Genomic DNA, 16,342 nt, shown 5'->3' with positions numbered 1-16,342 from the left:
AGGGAGCGATTTTGCTTGATATAGTTATGATTTGTTGCTTGGGTGAAGTCCCTCAACCGTATTACGAAAAGTTCTGTTTTCCACGAAAAGGATGTGGTGATGGCGTACGCGCGAATAGATTTGCCGCTCGATAAGTGTGCTTCGGTCGTCTTTGAAGAGGATGGAATTTTGGGGCAACGGTCGATTTTGCCGGGAGGAATCCGAGTATTAACCGAAAAGATTCCTGGTCAGCGGTCAGTTTCGCTATCTTTTTGGATCGGTGCAGGATCGCGCGATGAACTGAGCGGCCGCGAGGGGTCGACTCATTTTCTTGAACACATGCTTTTTAAGGGCACCTCAACGCGCAGTTCCCTGGAAATCTCGCAAATGTCTGATTTTCTTGGTGGAGCTATTAATGCGGCAACATCGCGTCAATACACCTGTTATTATGGGCGCGTTTTTGCAGCTGATATGCCACAATTGCTCGAGTTGCTGGTGGATATGGTTACGGATTCAGTGCTCGATCCTGAACAGATGGAGACTGAACGAGGAGTTATTCTCGAAGAGCTCGCTGCTGCGGAAGACGACGTTAGCGACGTTGCGCAGACGGCGCTACTTCCAATGGTGTTTGGTGAGCATCCACTTGCCCGACCGGTTGGAGGAACGCGCGAGACTGTCTTGGCATTAGATCACTCTCATATGCTTGAGCATTATCGGGAGTACTACAATTCTCGCGAGCTTGTGGTGACGGCTGCTGGGGACGTCAATCACGAAGAACTGTGTGCGATGGTCTTGGCCTTGCTCGACTCACGCGGTTGGAATCTCGATGCGGATGTTCTTCCTAGCGGGCGCAGGCGTGCGGGAGACGTCGTGTATGGCTCCTCGGGCACTTCATTTATCGCTCACCCAAGTCACCAAAGTGCTGTTGTGGTGGGTATGCCTGGTCTCTACGCTGGCCATGACGAAGAAATTACGCTTATGGCACTTGATTCGATTTTGGGTGGAGGCACGTCCTCGCGTTTGTTCCAAGAAGTACGTGAGCAGCGCGGGCTGGCATATTCGACTTATTCGTGGTGTTTGAATTGGCAAGAAGGGGGAGTATTTGCGCTTGAAGCAGCTTGTTCACCGGAACACACCAGCACTGTGGCCAGCATTATGCAAAATTGCCTCGAGCAGATAGCCAATGATGGGGTATCTCAACAAGAAGTAGATACTGCCTATAACCAACGCCGCGCCCAACTGGTATTTTCTGCCGAAACCAACGGTTTTCGTAAGAATAGACTCGGTCAGGCAGAGCTTGTGCGAGGTGAGATTTGGTCGATTGAAGAATCCTTGCGCCGCTCACGTGAGGTGACTGCTGACGATATCCAAGCATTGGCGCAAAAATTATGTGGCGGTCCACGATCTGTCGTAATCTGCGGATCAGATTCCTAAGAGTTAGGCTCGTGTCATGAAAGTTGCAGTAGTTGGAGCACGCGGACGGATGGGCGCCACCGTGGTGCAGGCAGTTGAAAATGCCCCTGATCTTGAACTTGTGGCACAGCTCGATGCCGCAGACACAATAAGCGCGCAGACTCTCAATGGAGCGGAGGTAGCAGTAGAATTTACTGTTCCATCCCAAACAGACGATAACGTCCATGCGCTTCTAGACGCTGGCGTACACGTAGTGGTAGGAACCACTGGCTGGACTCCGGAACGCCTGGCGCACGTTGATGAACACGCTCAGCGCCTTGGAAAAGGCGTATTGATAGCGCCCAATTTTTCGATCTCGGCTGTTTTGGTGATGCATTTTTCGAAGCAGGCGGCAGCGCTTTTCGAATCGGTAGAGATTATCGAACTACATCATCCAAACAAGGTGGATGCACCCTCTGGTACGGCTATGTCTACCGCTGCTGGTATTGCTCAGGCGAGAGCAGCAGCGCAACTTCCGCCTTGCCCGGATGCAACAGAAGATGATGCGCTCGGTGCGCGGGGCGCCGTCGTCGATGGAATAAACGTTCATGCAGTTCGCTTACGTGGCCTGAACGCACATGAAGAAGTCATTTTTGGTAATCCAGGTGAGCAACTTGTCTTGCGGCAAGACTCTTTTGATCGTGAGTCATTTATGCCGGGCGTACTGTTAGCAGTGCGCAAGGTTGGCAATGAGGCGGGTCTGACCTTTGGACTTGAATCTTATCTCAATTTGAAATGAGTGCAGATGTGCGAAGCTCCAAGGCTCGTCGTGCGGCGTTAATATTGTGAGACTGATACTGTAGCGCCGACTCTGCAACACTGATAGGTCGCATCGTTGATACGTCGCAGCATCGACGGATTGAGAGCGATCATTGCGAATGTATCGAGAGTGAATACTGCTAGTTAGAGCGTAGTCCACCACAAATGTTGTGTTACCTCTTTGGCATCCACCTCGAAATTGCGGCGCAAACCGCGCGGTGCGAAACCTGCGCCATCAAGCATTCGGGTGAGGGTGTCGTCGGTAGGAAATACCCATAAATAGATCTCATTACCCTGCGAGTTTGCCACAATATCGGTGACGGCGGCGAGGAGGCGAGCACCATGATCGGGGTCATTTGCACCTGAGTCGACATCGAAGTTGAGAATTTCATAGGCGCTGCGTTCGCGATCAAAAAACTCTGCATCGGGAGCGAAACGCTGGTCATCGGGCAAATCGATGGGCTCGGTGGGAGCGAATGCGGCAAATCCGCACACGTCCTCGCCATCTGTTGCGACGACCACATGATGCTGTGGTGAAGGCAGATTTTGGATGCTGTTCAACCATGCTTGCGCGAAAGCCTGCGAATCGAACTGCGCGGTGGTAGCCACAGTGAGCGGACCTTCGAGTGCGCGCACCAGCGACTCGTGCATGGACTGTGCTTGGATACGTCCAATTTCGGCCACATCGCTTTCGTGCGCTGGACGAACAGATTTTAAGGTGTCATTCACATATCCATTCTCGCAGAAGGCGTCCCACATATCGAAAGATCATCGCAATTGTGGTTTACGCCCGTTAAAGTGATGATATGGAACACAATTCTTTGCCTCAGCGGCCTTTCGGTTCAGTTTCCGTTGCGATGGTTACGCCGTTTCACGACGACGGTTCGATCGATGTAGTTTCTGCGCAAAAACTTGCGGTGAAGTTGGTCGACGACGGTTGTGATGCGCTCGTTCTCTCCGGAACTACTGGTGAATCACCAACTACTCATCAGCCAGAAAAGGACGTCCTGGTACGGGAAGTCAAAGACGCCGTTGGGGATCGTGCCATGATCATATGCGGGGCAGGCTCTAACGACACTGCTCATGCGGTACGTATTGCCCAAGGTGCGGCAAAATCGGGGGCAGATGGCTTACTCGTTGTGGCGCCATACTACAATCGTCCCTCACAAGAGGGTGTTTACCAGCACATCCTGAGCGTTACACAAGCTACACAATTGCCGGTGATGCTCTACGACATACCGGGGCGAACTGGGGTGAAGATCGACAACGACACCCTTCTGCGCTTGGCTCAGCACGAACAGGTGCTGGCAGTGAAAGATGCGACGGGCGATGTAGCTGCCGGATTTAAGAAAATGGCCGAAACTGGTTTGGCCTACTATTCAGGAGACGATTCGCTCAATTTTGCTTGGCTTGCGCACGGAGCTTCTGGTGTGGTTTCGGTTGCTGGGCATATCATTGCACGTAGTTTGCGAGCGCTGGTGAGTGAAGTAGATTCTGGTGATCTTCCAGCAGCTCGGGCGGAATTCACAAAGCATATGCCGCTTGTCGATGCCATCATGGGAGCCGGGCAAGGAGCCGTGATGGCTAAAGAGGCAATGGCAATGCTCGGCGTTATTGAGAGTCCAAGCTTGCGATTGCCTTTGGTGCGGGCTTCAGAGCAGCAACGCCAGGAACTTCGCCGGGCTCTGGTGACTGCCGGTCTGCTCAGTGACTAGATATCTCAGCTGCTCTTGACGCCTCGGCTGCTCTTGGGTAGAGGTATTTCTTAGATAGAGATATTTCTTCGGTAGAGGATCGGTTAGTGTGTTGCCGATTTTCTTCTGCCTGAGCTATGTGTGCAATCGGCATTGTGAGATAATAAAAAGGTGAGTAAACAAAATACGCCTCCAGAAATTAAGCCGGATACAGTACGAATCGTCCCTTTAGGTGGGCTGGGAGATATCGGTCGCAACATGACCGTATTCGAATGTAACGGACGCCTACTCATTGTTGATTGTGGAGTGCTTTTTCCTGAGGAGAACCAGCCAGGAGTGGATCTGATTCTTCCAGATTTTGAGTACATCGAAGATCGATTAGACGACGTCGATGGTATTATTTTGACTCACGGTCATGAGGATCATATCGGTGCAGTGCCGTATTTACTGCGTTTGCGCAAAGATATTCCGATTATTGGCTCGCAGCTGACGATTGCTTTAGTCGAAGCAAAATTAGCTGAGCATCGCATTACGCCTTTTTCGATGGTGGTTAAAGAAGGCGATATTGAGCAAATTGGCGCATTTGAATGTGAGTTCATTGCGGTGAATCACTCGATTCCGGACGCCTTAGCAGTGTTTATGCGTTCTGCAGGTGGCAATATTTTGATTACGGGCGATTTCAAAATGGATCAATTGCCGCTTGATGGGCGTATCACCGATTTGCGAGCTTTTGCGCGTGCAGGTGAAGAGGGCGTGGATCTTTTCATGGTGGACTCTACGAATGCGGAAGTCCCAGGGTTTGTGCGCTCTGAAGGAGAAATTGGACCAGTTCTGGAGTCGGTGTTTGCGCAGGCTACTGGGCAGATTGTGGTTGCATCTTTCGCTTCGCATGTGCACCGGGTTCAGCAGGTGCTTGACGCGGCTGCGAAGTATCATCGCAAAGTCTGCTTTGTGGGTCGTTCCATGGTTCGAAATATGGGTATTGCAGCTGAGCTTGGCTACCTCACCGTGCCGCCGCAAACCTTGATCGATATGAAAGATATCGAATCTGTTCCTGATCATCAGCGAGTTTTTATGTCCACTGGATCGCAAGGCGAACCGATGGCTGTTTTGGCGCGTATTGCCTCTGGAACGCACAAGCGTATCGGCGTCGGCCCAGGCGATACGGTGATTTTCGCGTCGTCGCTCATTCCAGGAAACGAAAACTCTGTGTTCCGGCTGATTAATGGCTTGACGAAACTCGGTGCGCGAGTGGTTCATCAAGGTAATGCTGCTGTGCATGTATCGGGTCACTCGGCGCAGGGGGAGTTGCTTTACGCCTATAATATCGTCGAACCGGTTAACGTCATGCCGATTCATGGTGAGGCGCGCCATCTGGTAGCAAACGGGTCTTTGGCGGTGAAGACCGGAGTTCCGGCTGAGAACGTACTATTGTGTGAGGACGGTAGCGTCATTGATCTTCACGACGGCGTAGCGCACGTTGTGGGCAAAGTTCCGTGTGGTTATGTGTTTGTGGACGGTTCTTCGGTGGGCGAAATTGGCGAAGCCGAGCTCACTGATCGTCGCACGCTCGGCCAGGAGGGTTTTATTGCGATTTTCGCTGTCGTTGACGCGCAAGAGCGAACGGTGATTACCGGTCCGCATATTCAGGCGCGCGGTATGGCTGAGGACGACTCGGTATTTGATGAGATCTTACCTGATGTTAAAGATGCGCTTGAGAAGGCCGTTCAAAACGAGAGTGCAGATGCTTATCAGATGCAGCAGGCGATGCGCCGAGTAATTGGCCGGTGGGCTGCGCGGAAACTGCGGCGCTCTCCAATGATTATTCCAACTGTCATTGAAGCCTGAACGCTTTGAATTTGGGGTGATTTGGTGTGCCTGCTGCAATGCTTGTGCAGGCGGCTATTGACGACCCATCTGAGCAGGCTAAATCTGCTCCGTACACTCATGGTTGGGCAGATTGGCTCGCGATGAGACGAACTCTCAATCGGCTGCGGACTCATTTAACTAAATGTGAAATCGTCCGATCTTGAGCGTTTCGGCGTGGTGATCCGGCAAGGATTTTTGGCAGGACTTAGGCTGTAGAGTAGTTATGCCCATACCGGATAGCAGCATTTACACAAGGAGTTAAACTTGGCTCGGCAACGCAATAAGGGGCAATCCCACGAGAACGACGGCGGACGCAAGCGTAACAACGCAGCGTCTGCAGCGGCGTCGTCCAGCGCATCAAAGCAAACGGAGCTGGATTTTGACTCGCCGCGTTCTCACGATGGACTGGCAATAGTTCTTATTGGTCTGGCTATTGTTATTGCCTTGCGCGAATGGTTTGCGCTTGACGGTCTACTGCTCGATGTATTGCATCATGTGGTGGCTGGTTTACTGGGAGTTTTAGCCGTCTTTATTCCGATTATTTTGGTAGGCATGGCCGTCAAGCTTTTTAGACGCGCTACATCGCGAAATAATCGGCGGTTCTCCTTGGCCTTGACGCTTATCGTGGTGGCGATTTCAGGTATTTTGCATATCGCATTTGACTGCCCTGATCCTACAGCGTCCTTTGCAGCTATCGAGGGTGGCGGTGGTCTCCTCGGATGGGTTGTGGGCGGTGGCCTGGCCGTTCTGGTCTCGATTTGGGGCGCAGTGCCGATTCTCGTTCTTCTGGCTTTGTACTCGATGCTTTATGCCACTGAAACCTCGGTGCGAGACTTGATTGATTGGGCAAAAGCTAAGAAGCCAGAATCACAATCTTCAGCTAGTGAAGCGGAAGAGCCTGCAGATCAACCTGCTGATGAGGCTGTCTCTGAGCAGCCACGACGCCCGCGGCGCGGTCGGCGGGCGCAGGTTGAACTTGAGAATCAAGACGCACCTGCGGACGACGACGCTGCAGCTACTGTCGTTCAAACTCCAGAGCCGACCGTAGTCGCTACATCTATTCCGCAAGCGAGCGCTCCGGTGCCAACGCGGGTAGCGGCGTCGCCAGTAAAGAAAGAATTGCGCGCACCGAAACCTGAACCAGTTCCAGCTCCAGCTGAGCAAATGGAACTGTCTTCAAATATCACTTACACTCTTCCATCATTAGACATGCTGGTTGAAGGACCGCCACATCTTGAGCGGTCGAAAGTGAATGACGATGTGGTTGACGCCTTGACGCGCGTTTTTTCGGAATTCAACGTTGATGCGCAAGTGGTTGGATTCTCGCGTGGACCAACGGTGACTCAATATGAAGTTGAGCTTGGGCCAGGCGTGAAAGTTGATCGTATTACACAGCTGTCGAAGAATATTGCTTATTCGGTAGCTTCTGCTGACGTGCGAATACTTTCGCCTATTCCAGGAAAATCAGCTATCGGTATTGAGATTCCAAACGCTGACCGAGAAACTGTGATGATTGGCGACGTACTGCGTTCGCCGGCGGCTAGAAAACAGACGCACCCGCTCGTCGTCGGAATTGGAAAGAACGTCGGCGGCCAATACGTGGTGGCGAATCTTGCCAAGATGCCACATTTGCTGGTTGCCGGCGCTACAGGTGCAGGTAAATCCTCATTCATCAACTCGATGATCACGTCGATTATGATGCGATCTACACCGGATCAAGTTCGAATGATCTTAGTTGATCCAAAACGCGTTGAATTGACCATATATGCTGGAATTCCGCATCTCATTACGCCTATTATCACGAACCCAAAGAAGGCCGCTGAAGCGCTCGAATGGGTTGTGCGTGAGATGGATGCGCGTTATGACGACTTAGCCTCGTATGGGTACAAGAATATTAGTGACTTTAACCAGGCGATTCGCGATGGAAAAGTGACGTCTAAAGAGGGATCTGAACGCAAACTTACGCCATATCCGTACCTCCTTGTGGTGATTGACGAGTTGGCGGATATGATGATGGTTGCTCCGCGCGATGTGGAGTCCTCAATTCAACGATTGACGCAGCTGGCGCGTGCTGCTGGAATCCATCTCGTTATTGCTACCCAGCGGCCGTCGGTGGACGTCGTCACAGGATTGATCAAAGCCAATATTCCGTCTCGTCTTGCCTTTATGACTTCGTCGTTGGCCGATTCACGAGTTATTTTGGACGCTTCGGGAGCTGAAAAGCTCATTGGCATGGGTGATGCATTGTTCATGCCAATGGGCACTTCGAAGCCGATTCGTGTGCAGGGTGCTTGGGTGAATGAAGATGAGATCGAAGCGGTGGTAACTCACGTTAAAGCACAGATGCAGCCGGTATATCGAGATGACGTCATTCCGAAAGCGGAAAAGAAGAAGATTGATGAAGAGATCGGCGACGATCTCGAAACGCTGCTGCAAGCTGCGGAAATTGTTGTTAACACCCAGTTTGGATCAACTTCGATGCTTCAGCGCAAATTGCGCATCGGCTTTGCGAAAGCTGGCCGTATGATGGATCTGCTCGAATCACGTGAGATTGTTGGCCCTTCTGAAGGGTCTAAGGCGCGTGATGTGCTGGTGACTCCGGAGCAATTACCAGATGTATTGGCGCTGATTAAAGGCGAAGATGTTCAACTGCACGGTGAAGCGACCGCTGCAGACTCCGAAGACCGGTACGCAGATGCCGACTTTGGAGATGTTGATGTGGCGCGCGAAGCCGATGCGGAGGTCAAACCATTCAGTGCTGGCCATGCAGGCATTGACGTGGCGCAAGACCTTGCCTCGGGGGAAGAGGACTGGGATTCAGAAGAATCGCGCACGGTGGTTTATCAAACTGATGATCGCTACGCTCACGATCCATTGGCTGAGAATGAAAAGACAATCGTTGCAAATTATTATGACGACGACGATCCTGAAGGCGAATCTGGGGAAGATGCTTGGCAACTTACTGGCCGTAGCTAGACTCCTTGATAGCTGTGATCTTGGAAGTTATAAAATTTTTGCCTGTGCCTATGTGACGTTACGCAATAATTAGACTAACCTTATAGATGTGGTAAAGAAGCAAAACAATAATGTTCCGGTGGTGAATCTTGCAAATGCACTGACTGTGATCAGGTTGGTGTTAGTGCCGGTGTTCATTTTTGTGTTTTGGCAAGATTCCACGTCTGATAGGTGGATCGCATATGTAGTTTTTGCTATTGCGGCGATTACCGACAAACTTGATGGTTACTATGCGCGCTCGCGTAATCTCATTACTGATTTTGGGAAGCTCGCTGATTCTATCGCGGATAAAGCGCTGATTATTTCGGCGTTGATCCTGCTGTCTTGGCACGGTTATTTGTGGTGGTGGGTCACGATTGTTTTCATCGTGCGTGAGCTAGGCATTACTTTGATGCGCATGATGATGCGCAAGATTAAAGTGATGGCTGCAGGGCAGGGCGGAAAAATTAAGATGGTCGCGCAGTCGTTTGGGATTGCAGGTCTACTGATTCCGTGGCAAAGTATCGGGCCGATTGAGGGGCCGATTGCCCAGACTCTCATTTATGTGAGCTATGGACTGCTAGCTATCGCTATGGTCTTTGCGATTACGTCGGCAGTTGAATATATTCGAGAAGCAATGCGGCTTTCGCGGCTGAGCAAGTGACTTTGTGGCTTAGTAAGTGATGATGAGCGACGATCGTATTTTTCTCCCCGAAATAGATGCTTTGCTCTGTGCGGAGAAAGGCGTATGCGAAGCGGGCTTTGACGTGCGCGAACAGTCTCGGAGTCTTGCGCAGCAGGTACTTGTGCAAGCGCAGCGTTTCGGCGTCTCGATTGCTTGCGCAGAATCGCTGACGGGCGGGCGTCTTGCCGATGCTTTTGTGAGTGTGCCGGGAGCATCGGCAGTTTTTCGCGGATCTGCTGTGACCTATGCGAGTGAGGCAAAAGCACAGATTTTAGGTGTAGATTCGGATCTTTTGAAAAGTCGTGGCGCTGTTGACGCAGTGGTTGCGATGCAAATGGCCGCAGGTGCGAGTCGGATTTATTGCGCTGATTTTTCGATTGCGACGACGGGTGTTGCGGGACCGGGACCAGCAGAAGGGAAACCTGCTGGAACGGTTTTTATCGGCATTAAAACACCTGATCGGAGGGCATACTGGCAAGGAAGCATTTCAGGAAATCGAAAATATGTGAGAGATGTCACAGTTTGGGTGGGACTTAAGGCTTTATCGGCTGAATTTCAAGGAAATGGTAAATTTTTCTCTTGAAATTTTTCTCATTCACAGACAATTTACAGCTTAGAGTGGGAATATAACTCATGTCAGAACGTTATAGAAAGTGTGAAGCGAGATCTTCTCGCGTAGCGGATCTAGGAAGAGTGAACGAAATGACAATGAATTCGGAAATGCGTAACGAGTCAGCACTGCTTCGTCGTGAGCTGGGTGATGTATTGCGCGAGTATCGTCAGCGTCAAGGTCGCACCCTTCGTGAGGTATCTTCCGATGCACGTGTATCGCTCGGATATCTTTCTGAGGTTGAGCGTGGGCAAAAAGAGGCTTCGTCGGAATTGTTGGATTCGATCTGCCATGCGCTTAACGTTCCTCTGAGCCATGTGCTTCGACTGGTTGCTGACCGAGTAGATCGGGTAGAGGGTCGCATTCCTCCAATTATGCGTCGCCCGCAACCAGCTGTTCAGATTCCAGACTCGGTTCCAGAATCGTTGGTTGCAGCTGAACTCGCTGCTATGCGGGGCTAATGAAACATACTGAATTTTGGGCAGTTCTGGATCGTGCCTTTCCGGATGGGCGTGGACGTTCCCTCGTTCAAGACTTGGTTTTGGTCGATCTTGGTAATGTGACTGCCCAAGAAGCGCTAGCTGCTGGTGTTAGTCCATTGAAGATTTGGAAAGCAATAGTTCTTGCGATGGATCTGCCAGAATCGTTCGTTTATCTGCATAGGATCGATCCTAAAGATGAACGTAATGTCAGAGCTAAGTAGCTCTATTCCTTGATAGAACGAAAAGGTGTGGAGAGTGTTGAAATGCTCTCCATACCTTTTTCGCATGAACATACGGGAGTTCTTTGTGGCAGAAAATGTGGGCGTGCTTTGCGTAAGAAAATGGGGGTCTTTGTGAAATTGTGGGAGTGTTTGGTGGCTAGTTGATATTTTGAGCGTGTCGAATTTTATTCGAACGAATGTTCGGATACGCTTTTCCTGTACTTCGGAAATCGTCAACGTTTTCCACAAATGGAATCGGCAACGATTTTTGGCAGGAGGTCGGGCTTAACGTAGTACATGGAAAGTCGTTCGGAGAGAGCGAGCTCCATCAAGACCTGTTCTATCCGCTCAGTATGCCTAGTAAAAGGAAAATCATGGTTGCAAAGAAAACTGAAGATCGCTCTAAAGCTCTAGAAGTCGCTTTAGGGCAAATTGACCGTCAATTCGGCAAAGGTTCAGCGATGCGGTTAGGTGACACGCCGCCACAGCAAGTAAAAGTTATTCCTACCGGTTCTCTTGCACTTGATATAGCTTTAGGCATTGGCGGATTGCCGCGTGGTCGCATTATTGAGATTTACGGTCCTGAATCCTCTGGAAAAACTACTGTTGCACTTCATGCCGTGGCAAGTGCACAACGCGAGGGCGGAATTGCTGCTTTTATCGACGCAGAGCATGCGCTTGATCCAGAATATGCCAAGAAACTTGGAGTAGATACTGATGCCCTAGTTGTGGCGCAGCCTGATACTGGCGAGCAGGCTCTCGAAATTGCCGATATGCTGATCCGCTCAGGTGCGCTCGATATTATTGTGATCGACTCAGTGGCAGCCTTGGTTCCCAAAGCAGAAATTGAGGGTGAAATGGGAGATTCGCACGTTGGCTTGCAAGCTCGTTTGATGTCGCAGGCGCTTCGTAAGATCACCGGAGCACTCTCAGCCTCAGGAACTACGGCGATCTTTATTAATCAGCTGCGAGAGAAGATTGGCGTTTTTTATGGCAATCCTGAAACAACCACTGGTGGTAAAGCGCTGAAGTTCTATTCCTCTGTTCGTCTAGACGTGCGCCGAGTGGAGACACTCAAAGAGGGTTCTAATCCCGTGGGTAACCGCACTCGAGTTAAGGTCGTCAAAAATAAGATGGCTCCGCCTTTTAAGCAGGCAGAATTTGATATTCTCTACGGCCAAGGTATCTCTATCGAAGGTGGAATCATCGATATGGCTGTAGATACCGGCGTCGTTAACCGTTCTGGAGCTTGGTATACCTATGAGGGAGACCAACTTGGGCAGGGTAAAGAAAAAGCCCGCCAGTTCCTCAGAGACAATCCAGAAATCGCTGAAGAAATTGAAGCTAAGGTCAAAACTAAGCTCGGTTTGGGAGCGGAAGCTGATTCGGCATCAGAAGCTGCTGAATAAACACTATGGTTAATTATGCTGAAGAAGCAGATTTCCTGCGGGGAAAGCGCCGTAAAAAGCGGCTTTCCCCGCAGGAAGCCCAGGAGCGGCGTCGTGCGAGAAATGAAGCTCGCACAGAAGAAGAGTGGCATTCTTTGGCCAGAGATATCGTGTATCGGCAACTTGGAATGGCAGACCGCTCAGAAAAGCAGCTTCGAGACGCCTTAGCGAGGCGAGATGTGCCAGCTGAAGTTATCGATACTACGATTGCCCGATTTTTGGAAGCTGATCTGATCAACGATTCGAAATATGCACAGTCATTTGTGCGTTTACGTTTTGCTGAGAAGAGTACGTCGCGGCGGAAGCTTCGTGAAGAGTTAAGAAATCGTGGAATAACTGGCGATTTAGCTGAACAAGCACTGACCCAAGTGTCGGATTCGGATGAATACCACAGCGCTGTGCAATTTGTGCGCAAAAAAATGCGTGCAAATGCGCGACTTGATCAAGAAGTAGCACGGCGGCGTATTTATGGTGCGCTTGCGCGGCGCGGATTTTCTCCTGACGTCATTGGAAAAGCGATGGATTCTGTCAACCATACGGATGAAGATGGTGCTTCCTGGTAGACGAATATATCGATAACTCGATAAGCGGCGTGAGTAATGCGCTGTATATCTCGTGCTAAGAATCGCTATCTTTGTTAAGTCTGCATTAGAATTTACCGCGATGAGTGAACAGATGATCGAACAACAACTTCCTAAAACTTATGCACTTCGTACGCTGGGTTGCCAGATGAACGTGCATGATTCAGAGCGCCTAGCTGGACTTTTGGATCAAGCTGGATATGTGCCGGTGGAGCTAGTGCCGCAAAAGGCCGAACGCGCTACCGAAGCGGGCGATCAGGGTGCTGACGTATTGGTGATCAACACCTGTTCAGTACGTGAAAATGCTGCTACAAAGCTATTTGGTAATCTCGGGCAACTTGCAGAGGTGAAACGTGAGCGGCCAGATATGCAGATTGCAGTGGCGGGGTGTTTGGCACAACAGTTGCGCGACGGCATCGTTGAAAAAGCTCCTTGGGTTGATGTTGTGCTGGGAACTCATAACCTTGACGTGCTTCCGGTGCTCTTAGAACGTGCGCGTCATAACAAAGAGGCTGCCGTCGAAATTGAAGAGTCGTTGAAAGTATTTCCCTCCACTCTTCCTACTCGTCGTGAGTCTACTTCGGCTGCTTGGGTCTCGATCTCTGTTGGCTGTAATAACACCTGCACTTTCTGCATCGTTCCGCACCTGCGTGGAAAAGAAAACGATCGACGTCCGGGTGAGGTTTTGGCCGAAATTGAGGCAGTGGTGGCCGAAGGAGCCATCGAAGTCACCCTTTTAGGTCAAAACGTAAACTCATACGGAGTGAGCTTTGGCGATCGTGGCGCATTTGCCAAATTATTGCGCGCAACAGGTGATATTGAGGGCTTACAACGAGTGCGTTTTACCTCGCCACATCCTGCCGCCTTCACTGATGACGTTATTGACGCTATGGCTCAGACTCACAATGTAATGCCATCTTTACATATGCCGTTACAATCAGGTTCAGATCGTATTCTTCGACTTATGAGAAGATCTTACAGATCTACAAAATTCCTTGGCATTCTAGAACGAGTCCGCGAGCAGATTCCGCACGCTGCGATCACTACGGATATTATCGTGGGATTCCCTGGAGAGACTGAAGAAGATTTTCAAGCAACTCTCGATGTGGTTGAAGCATCACGATTCAGTTCGGCTTTTACTTTCTTGTATTCGCCAAGACCAGGAACTCCTGCAGCAGATATGGATGATCAAGTTCCAGCTGAGGTTGCTAATGAGCGATTCCAGCGTCTCCTTGACCTTCAAAAGCGTATTTCTACCGAGGAAAATCAGAAACTGGAAGGCAGCACTGTAAAAGTGCTCGTATCAAGCGGTGAGGGACGTAAAGACGAAGAAACCGCGCGAATTACGGGTCGAGCAGAAGACAATCGCTTAGTGCATGTGGCTTTGCCATCACATCTTTCGTTACAACCGCGCCCTGGTGACATCGTGACTGCAACGGTTACCCACGGTGCGCCATTCCACCTTGTTGCCGACTCTGCCTTGAATGGTGGTCTATTTGAGGTCACAAGAACTCGTGCGGGAGATGCGTGGGAGCGTTCTGAGCAGCGAAAAGAAGAGTTACTTCGCGAAGCGGCAGGCCAAGCACCAGTCAAGCTTGGTATTCCTACTATCGGATTACGTCCGCTCAGCTGAGAGCTCGAGGCGAACGTGGGCTTCGACGTCGTAGCACAAGAAATCCCAATCATTGCGGTGGTTGGTGCCACAGCCAGTGGAAAAACATTTCTTTCGCTTGAAATCGCGGCTAACCTCGGCGGTAGCGAATATGCTGAAATTATCTCGGCAGATGCTATGCAATTGTATCGAGGAATGGATATTGGCACAGCGAAAATTTCTCCCGAAGAACGACGCGGTATTGCGCATCATCAGCTGGATGTGCTGGATATTAGCGAAGAAGCTTCGGTAGCCGCGTACCAACGATACGCTCGTCGTGATTTGGACGGTATACGACGGCGGGGAAAGATCCCGATCGTCGTCGGCGGATCAGGACTATATGTGTCTGGGTTGTTAGATGAACTCAATTTTCCAGGCACGAATCCTGAAATTCGACGTGAGCTCGAACAGAGGGCTCAGAATGAGGGACTTGGATCGCTGATTGCTGAACTCTCGCAGCGTGATCCAAAAACTGCCCAGATCATTGACTTGGCCAATCCCCGCAGGGTAATTCGGGCGCTCGAAGTAGTACTAATCACTGGCAAATCCTACACTCCTGAATTTCCTCGCCACACTCGACACTTTCCGCAAACGCATTTTTTCGGAATCGACGTTCCAAAAGCGATTCTCGATCAGCGCATCGAAGATCGCGTTCAAGATATGTTTGCAAATGGATTAGTTGCCGAAACAGAAAAATTGATGGAGTGCGGACTCGAGGAATCACCAACCGCAGGTAAAGCTACCGGCTATGCGCAGACCATTGATTTTCTGCGCGGACGAGTGAGCAAAGAAGAAGCAATATCCAATATTGCATTTGGCACGCGTCGTCTTGCCAAAAAACAGCGCACCTGGTTCGGAGCGGATGCGCGTATTACGTGGCAAAGTGTTGACGCGCAGAATGCAGTTGAAGCAAAAAAGCAGCTCAGCGAGCTTGGAAAGAATATTGCTCATCAAACGATTGAAAGATCGTCAAGGGCTCGAGGTTTATAGCCTCAAACTTGAGAGCTTAACTTTTAGCGTTTCTCAACCGCGAATTTCATATCGACATGTTTACATGTGGCAATGCTCGAATATCGATCGGCATGTTTACATGTCGGCGTGCTTACAAATCAGCATGCGCGATCTTGAATACGCGAAATCCCTTGGATGATCCGACTTTTTGAACGGAAAAGCCTTGCCCTGAGATCCAACTTGCCAGCGAATCAGCACCAAGATTTTTTTGAACCACAATAAAAGCTGCTCCTTGCGGGCTGAGCAGGGAAAACCAGTCCATCAATAGGTTGTGCAATTCTGCTTTTCCGATCCGTATTGGGGGATTAGACCATAATAGATCAATGGTTTTTCCCTCAGCGCGCAGCCTTGCCAGTGCGGCCGTGGACTCTTCAATGGTTACGTTGTTGAGTTGGGCTGAAGCTGCATTTTCACGGGCGAGTTCGAGGGAGCGTTCATTTATGTCGACTCCCAGCACACAAGATGCCGGCGCCTCTGCCGCCAACGCGAGGGTGATTGGCCCCCAGCCACAGCCGAAGTCAACAGCCAAGGAATTGGGTGGCAAATCGGGCTGAGGAACTTTTGAAAGAAAAACAGCACTGCCTTTATCTAACCCGTGCGTTGAGAACACACCATCTTGAGTATGAACTTGAAATACTTGCCCGCGGATATTGACCTCGAATCGGTGATCCGTAGCGATCTTTTGCGGCTGCGCAGAAAAATAATGGTCGTTCACTCCATCAGGATACCGTGCGCCTTGACCGCGCGGCACAAAAGAGGGCATTAGAGACGTCACAGTCCATTGCGAGACGTCTGTTGTCCACGAGCTAAAGTTGCCCACAAGTTCTCGCAACCCACAAGCTGTCGCTACTCACAAACGAAACCAGCCTACGAACGAAACCAACCCGCAAGCTAAAGCAACCGCTC

Annotated in this window: 16 protein-coding genes; 14 read left to right on the top strand and 2 right to left on the bottom strand. The window is 50.5% G+C overall.

Translation table 11 applies throughout. The features are described from left to right. Positions 1-99 precede the first annotated feature (99 nt). Positions 100-1,413 (top strand): M16 family metallopeptidase, encoded by a 1,314-nt coding sequence (locus tag JOD55_RS07415; RefSeq protein WP_204399388.1) that lies wholly within the window; start codon positions 100-102, stop codon positions 1,411-1,413. 16 nt (positions 1,414-1,429) lie between these two features. Continuing rightward, complete coding sequence (dapB, locus tag JOD55_RS07410) at positions 1,430-2,170, top strand: 4-hydroxy-tetrahydrodipicolinate reductase (RefSeq protein ID WP_204399387.1); 741 nt, start codon at positions 1,430-1,432, stop codon at positions 2,168-2,170. A gap of 164 nt (positions 2,171-2,334) precedes the next feature. Here the strand turns inward: dapB and JOD55_RS07405 are convergent, their stop codons facing one another. Next, positions 2,335-2,919: a GNAT family N-acetyltransferase gene (locus JOD55_RS07405; protein ID WP_204399386.1), complete on the bottom strand. Its 585-nt coding sequence runs from the start codon at positions 2,917-2,919 to the stop codon at positions 2,335-2,337. 77 nt (positions 2,920-2,996) lie between these two features. Here JOD55_RS07405 and dapA point away from each other — a divergent pair, with 77 nt between their 5' ends. From dapA to miaA, 12 genes are all read left to right on the top strand, one after another. Then, positions 2,997-3,905: a 4-hydroxy-tetrahydrodipicolinate synthase gene (gene dapA / locus JOD55_RS07400; protein ID WP_204399385.1), complete on the top strand. Its 909-nt coding sequence runs from the start codon at positions 2,997-2,999 to the stop codon at positions 3,903-3,905. A 150-nt stretch (positions 3,906-4,055) separates the two neighbouring features. After that, positions 4,056-5,732: an RNase J family beta-CASP ribonuclease gene (locus tag JOD55_RS07395; protein ID WP_204399384.1), complete on the top strand. Its 1,677-nt coding sequence runs from the start codon at positions 4,056-4,058 to the stop codon at positions 5,730-5,732. Positions 5,733-5,758: 26 nt separating this feature from the next. Further along, positions 5,759-5,917 carry a hypothetical protein gene (locus JOD55_RS07390; RefSeq protein WP_204399383.1) on the top strand — a complete coding sequence of 53 codons (159 nt, stop codon included), beginning with the start codon at positions 5,759-5,761 and terminating at the stop codon, positions 5,915-5,917. Positions 5,918-6,017: 100 nt separating this feature from the next. After that, complete coding sequence (locus JOD55_RS07385; protein ID WP_204399382.1) at positions 6,018-8,729, top strand: DNA translocase FtsK 4TM domain-containing protein; 2,712 nt, start codon at positions 6,018-6,020, stop codon at positions 8,727-8,729. An 88-nt stretch (positions 8,730-8,817) separates the two neighbouring features. Further along, positions 8,818-9,411, top strand: a complete 594-nt coding sequence (pgsA, locus tag JOD55_RS07380) for a CDP-diacylglycerol--glycerol-3-phosphate 3-phosphatidyltransferase (RefSeq protein WP_204399381.1) — start codon at positions 8,818-8,820, stop codon at positions 9,409-9,411. A gap of 22 nt (positions 9,412-9,433) precedes the next feature. Next, on the top strand, positions 9,434-10,015 hold the full coding sequence (locus JOD55_RS07375) for a CinA family protein (protein WP_204399380.1): 582 nt from the start codon (positions 9,434-9,436) through the stop codon (positions 10,013-10,015). 119 nt (positions 10,016-10,134) lie between these two features. After that, a complete protein-coding gene (locus tag JOD55_RS07370; RefSeq protein WP_275587026.1) occupies positions 10,135-10,503 on the top strand; it encodes a helix-turn-helix domain-containing protein in 369 nt (122 codons plus the stop codon). Then, positions 10,503-10,745: a DUF3046 domain-containing protein gene (locus JOD55_RS07365; protein WP_204399379.1), complete on the top strand. Its 243-nt coding sequence runs from the start codon at positions 10,503-10,505 to the stop codon at positions 10,743-10,745. The genes JOD55_RS07370 and JOD55_RS07365 overlap by 1 nt, the downstream gene beginning before the upstream one ends. Positions 10,746-11,119: 374 nt before the next feature. Continuing rightward, positions 11,120-12,154, top strand: a complete 1,035-nt coding sequence (gene recA, locus JOD55_RS07360; protein WP_204399378.1) for a recombinase RecA — start codon at positions 11,120-11,122, stop codon at positions 12,152-12,154. A gap of 5 nt (positions 12,155-12,159) precedes the next feature. Further along, entirely contained in the window at positions 12,160-12,756 is a 597-nt protein-coding gene (locus tag JOD55_RS07355) for a regulatory protein RecX (protein ID WP_204399377.1), read from the top strand. A 100-nt stretch (positions 12,757-12,856) separates the two neighbouring features. Next, on the top strand, positions 12,857-14,407 hold the full coding sequence (gene miaB / locus JOD55_RS07350; protein WP_204399376.1) for a tRNA (N6-isopentenyl adenosine(37)-C2)-methylthiotransferase MiaB: 1,551 nt from the start codon (positions 12,857-12,859) through the stop codon (positions 14,405-14,407). 15 nt (positions 14,408-14,422) lie between these two features. Continuing rightward, positions 14,423-15,415 (top strand): tRNA (adenosine(37)-N6)-dimethylallyltransferase MiaA, encoded by a 993-nt coding sequence (gene miaA / locus JOD55_RS07345; RefSeq protein WP_204399375.1) that lies wholly within the window; start codon positions 14,423-14,425, stop codon positions 15,413-15,415. Between the two features lie 112 nt (positions 15,416-15,527). Here the strand turns inward: miaA and JOD55_RS07340 are convergent, their stop codons facing one another. Beyond that, positions 15,528-16,256, bottom strand: a complete 729-nt coding sequence (locus tag JOD55_RS07340; protein WP_338022226.1) for a class I SAM-dependent methyltransferase — start codon at positions 16,254-16,256, stop codon at positions 15,528-15,530. Positions 16,257-16,342: the final 86 nt, after the last annotated feature.

Origin of the sequence: Arcanobacterium pluranimalium, from assembly GCF_016907845.1 — a bacterium.
Classification (GTDB): Bacteria; Actinomycetota; Actinomycetes; order Actinomycetales; family Actinomycetaceae; genus Arcanobacterium_A; species Arcanobacterium_A pluranimalium.
Note: the sequence above shows the minus strand (reverse complement) of the source record. Positions and strands in the feature narration are given on the sequence as shown.

Coding starts and splice junctions, on each gene's coding strand:
- JOD55_RS07415 (WP_204399388.1), top strand. CDS start 100: ATGGCGTACGCGCGAATAGATTTGCCGCTCGATAAGTGTGCTTCGGTC.
- dapB (WP_204399387.1), top strand. CDS start 1,430: ATGAAAGTTGCAGTAGTTGGAGCACGCGGACGGATGGGCGCCACCGTG.
- dapA (WP_204399385.1), top strand. CDS start 2,997: ATGGAACACAATTCTTTGCCTCAGCGGCCTTTCGGTTCAGTTTCCGTT.
- JOD55_RS07375 (WP_204399380.1), top strand. CDS start 9,434: ATGAGCGACGATCGTATTTTTCTCCCCGAAATAGATGCTTTGCTCTGT.
- JOD55_RS07370 (WP_275587026.1), top strand. CDS start 10,135: ATGACAATGAATTCGGAAATGCGTAACGAGTCAGCACTGCTTCGTCGT.
- JOD55_RS07365 (WP_204399379.1), top strand. CDS start 10,503: ATGAAACATACTGAATTTTGGGCAGTTCTGGATCGTGCCTTTCCGGAT.
- recA (WP_204399378.1), top strand. CDS start 11,120: ATGGTTGCAAAGAAAACTGAAGATCGCTCTAAAGCTCTAGAAGTCGCT.
- JOD55_RS07355 (WP_204399377.1), top strand. CDS start 12,160: ATGGTTAATTATGCTGAAGAAGCAGATTTCCTGCGGGGAAAGCGCCGT.
- miaB (WP_204399376.1), top strand. CDS start 12,857: ATGAGTGAACAGATGATCGAACAACAACTTCCTAAAACTTATGCACTT.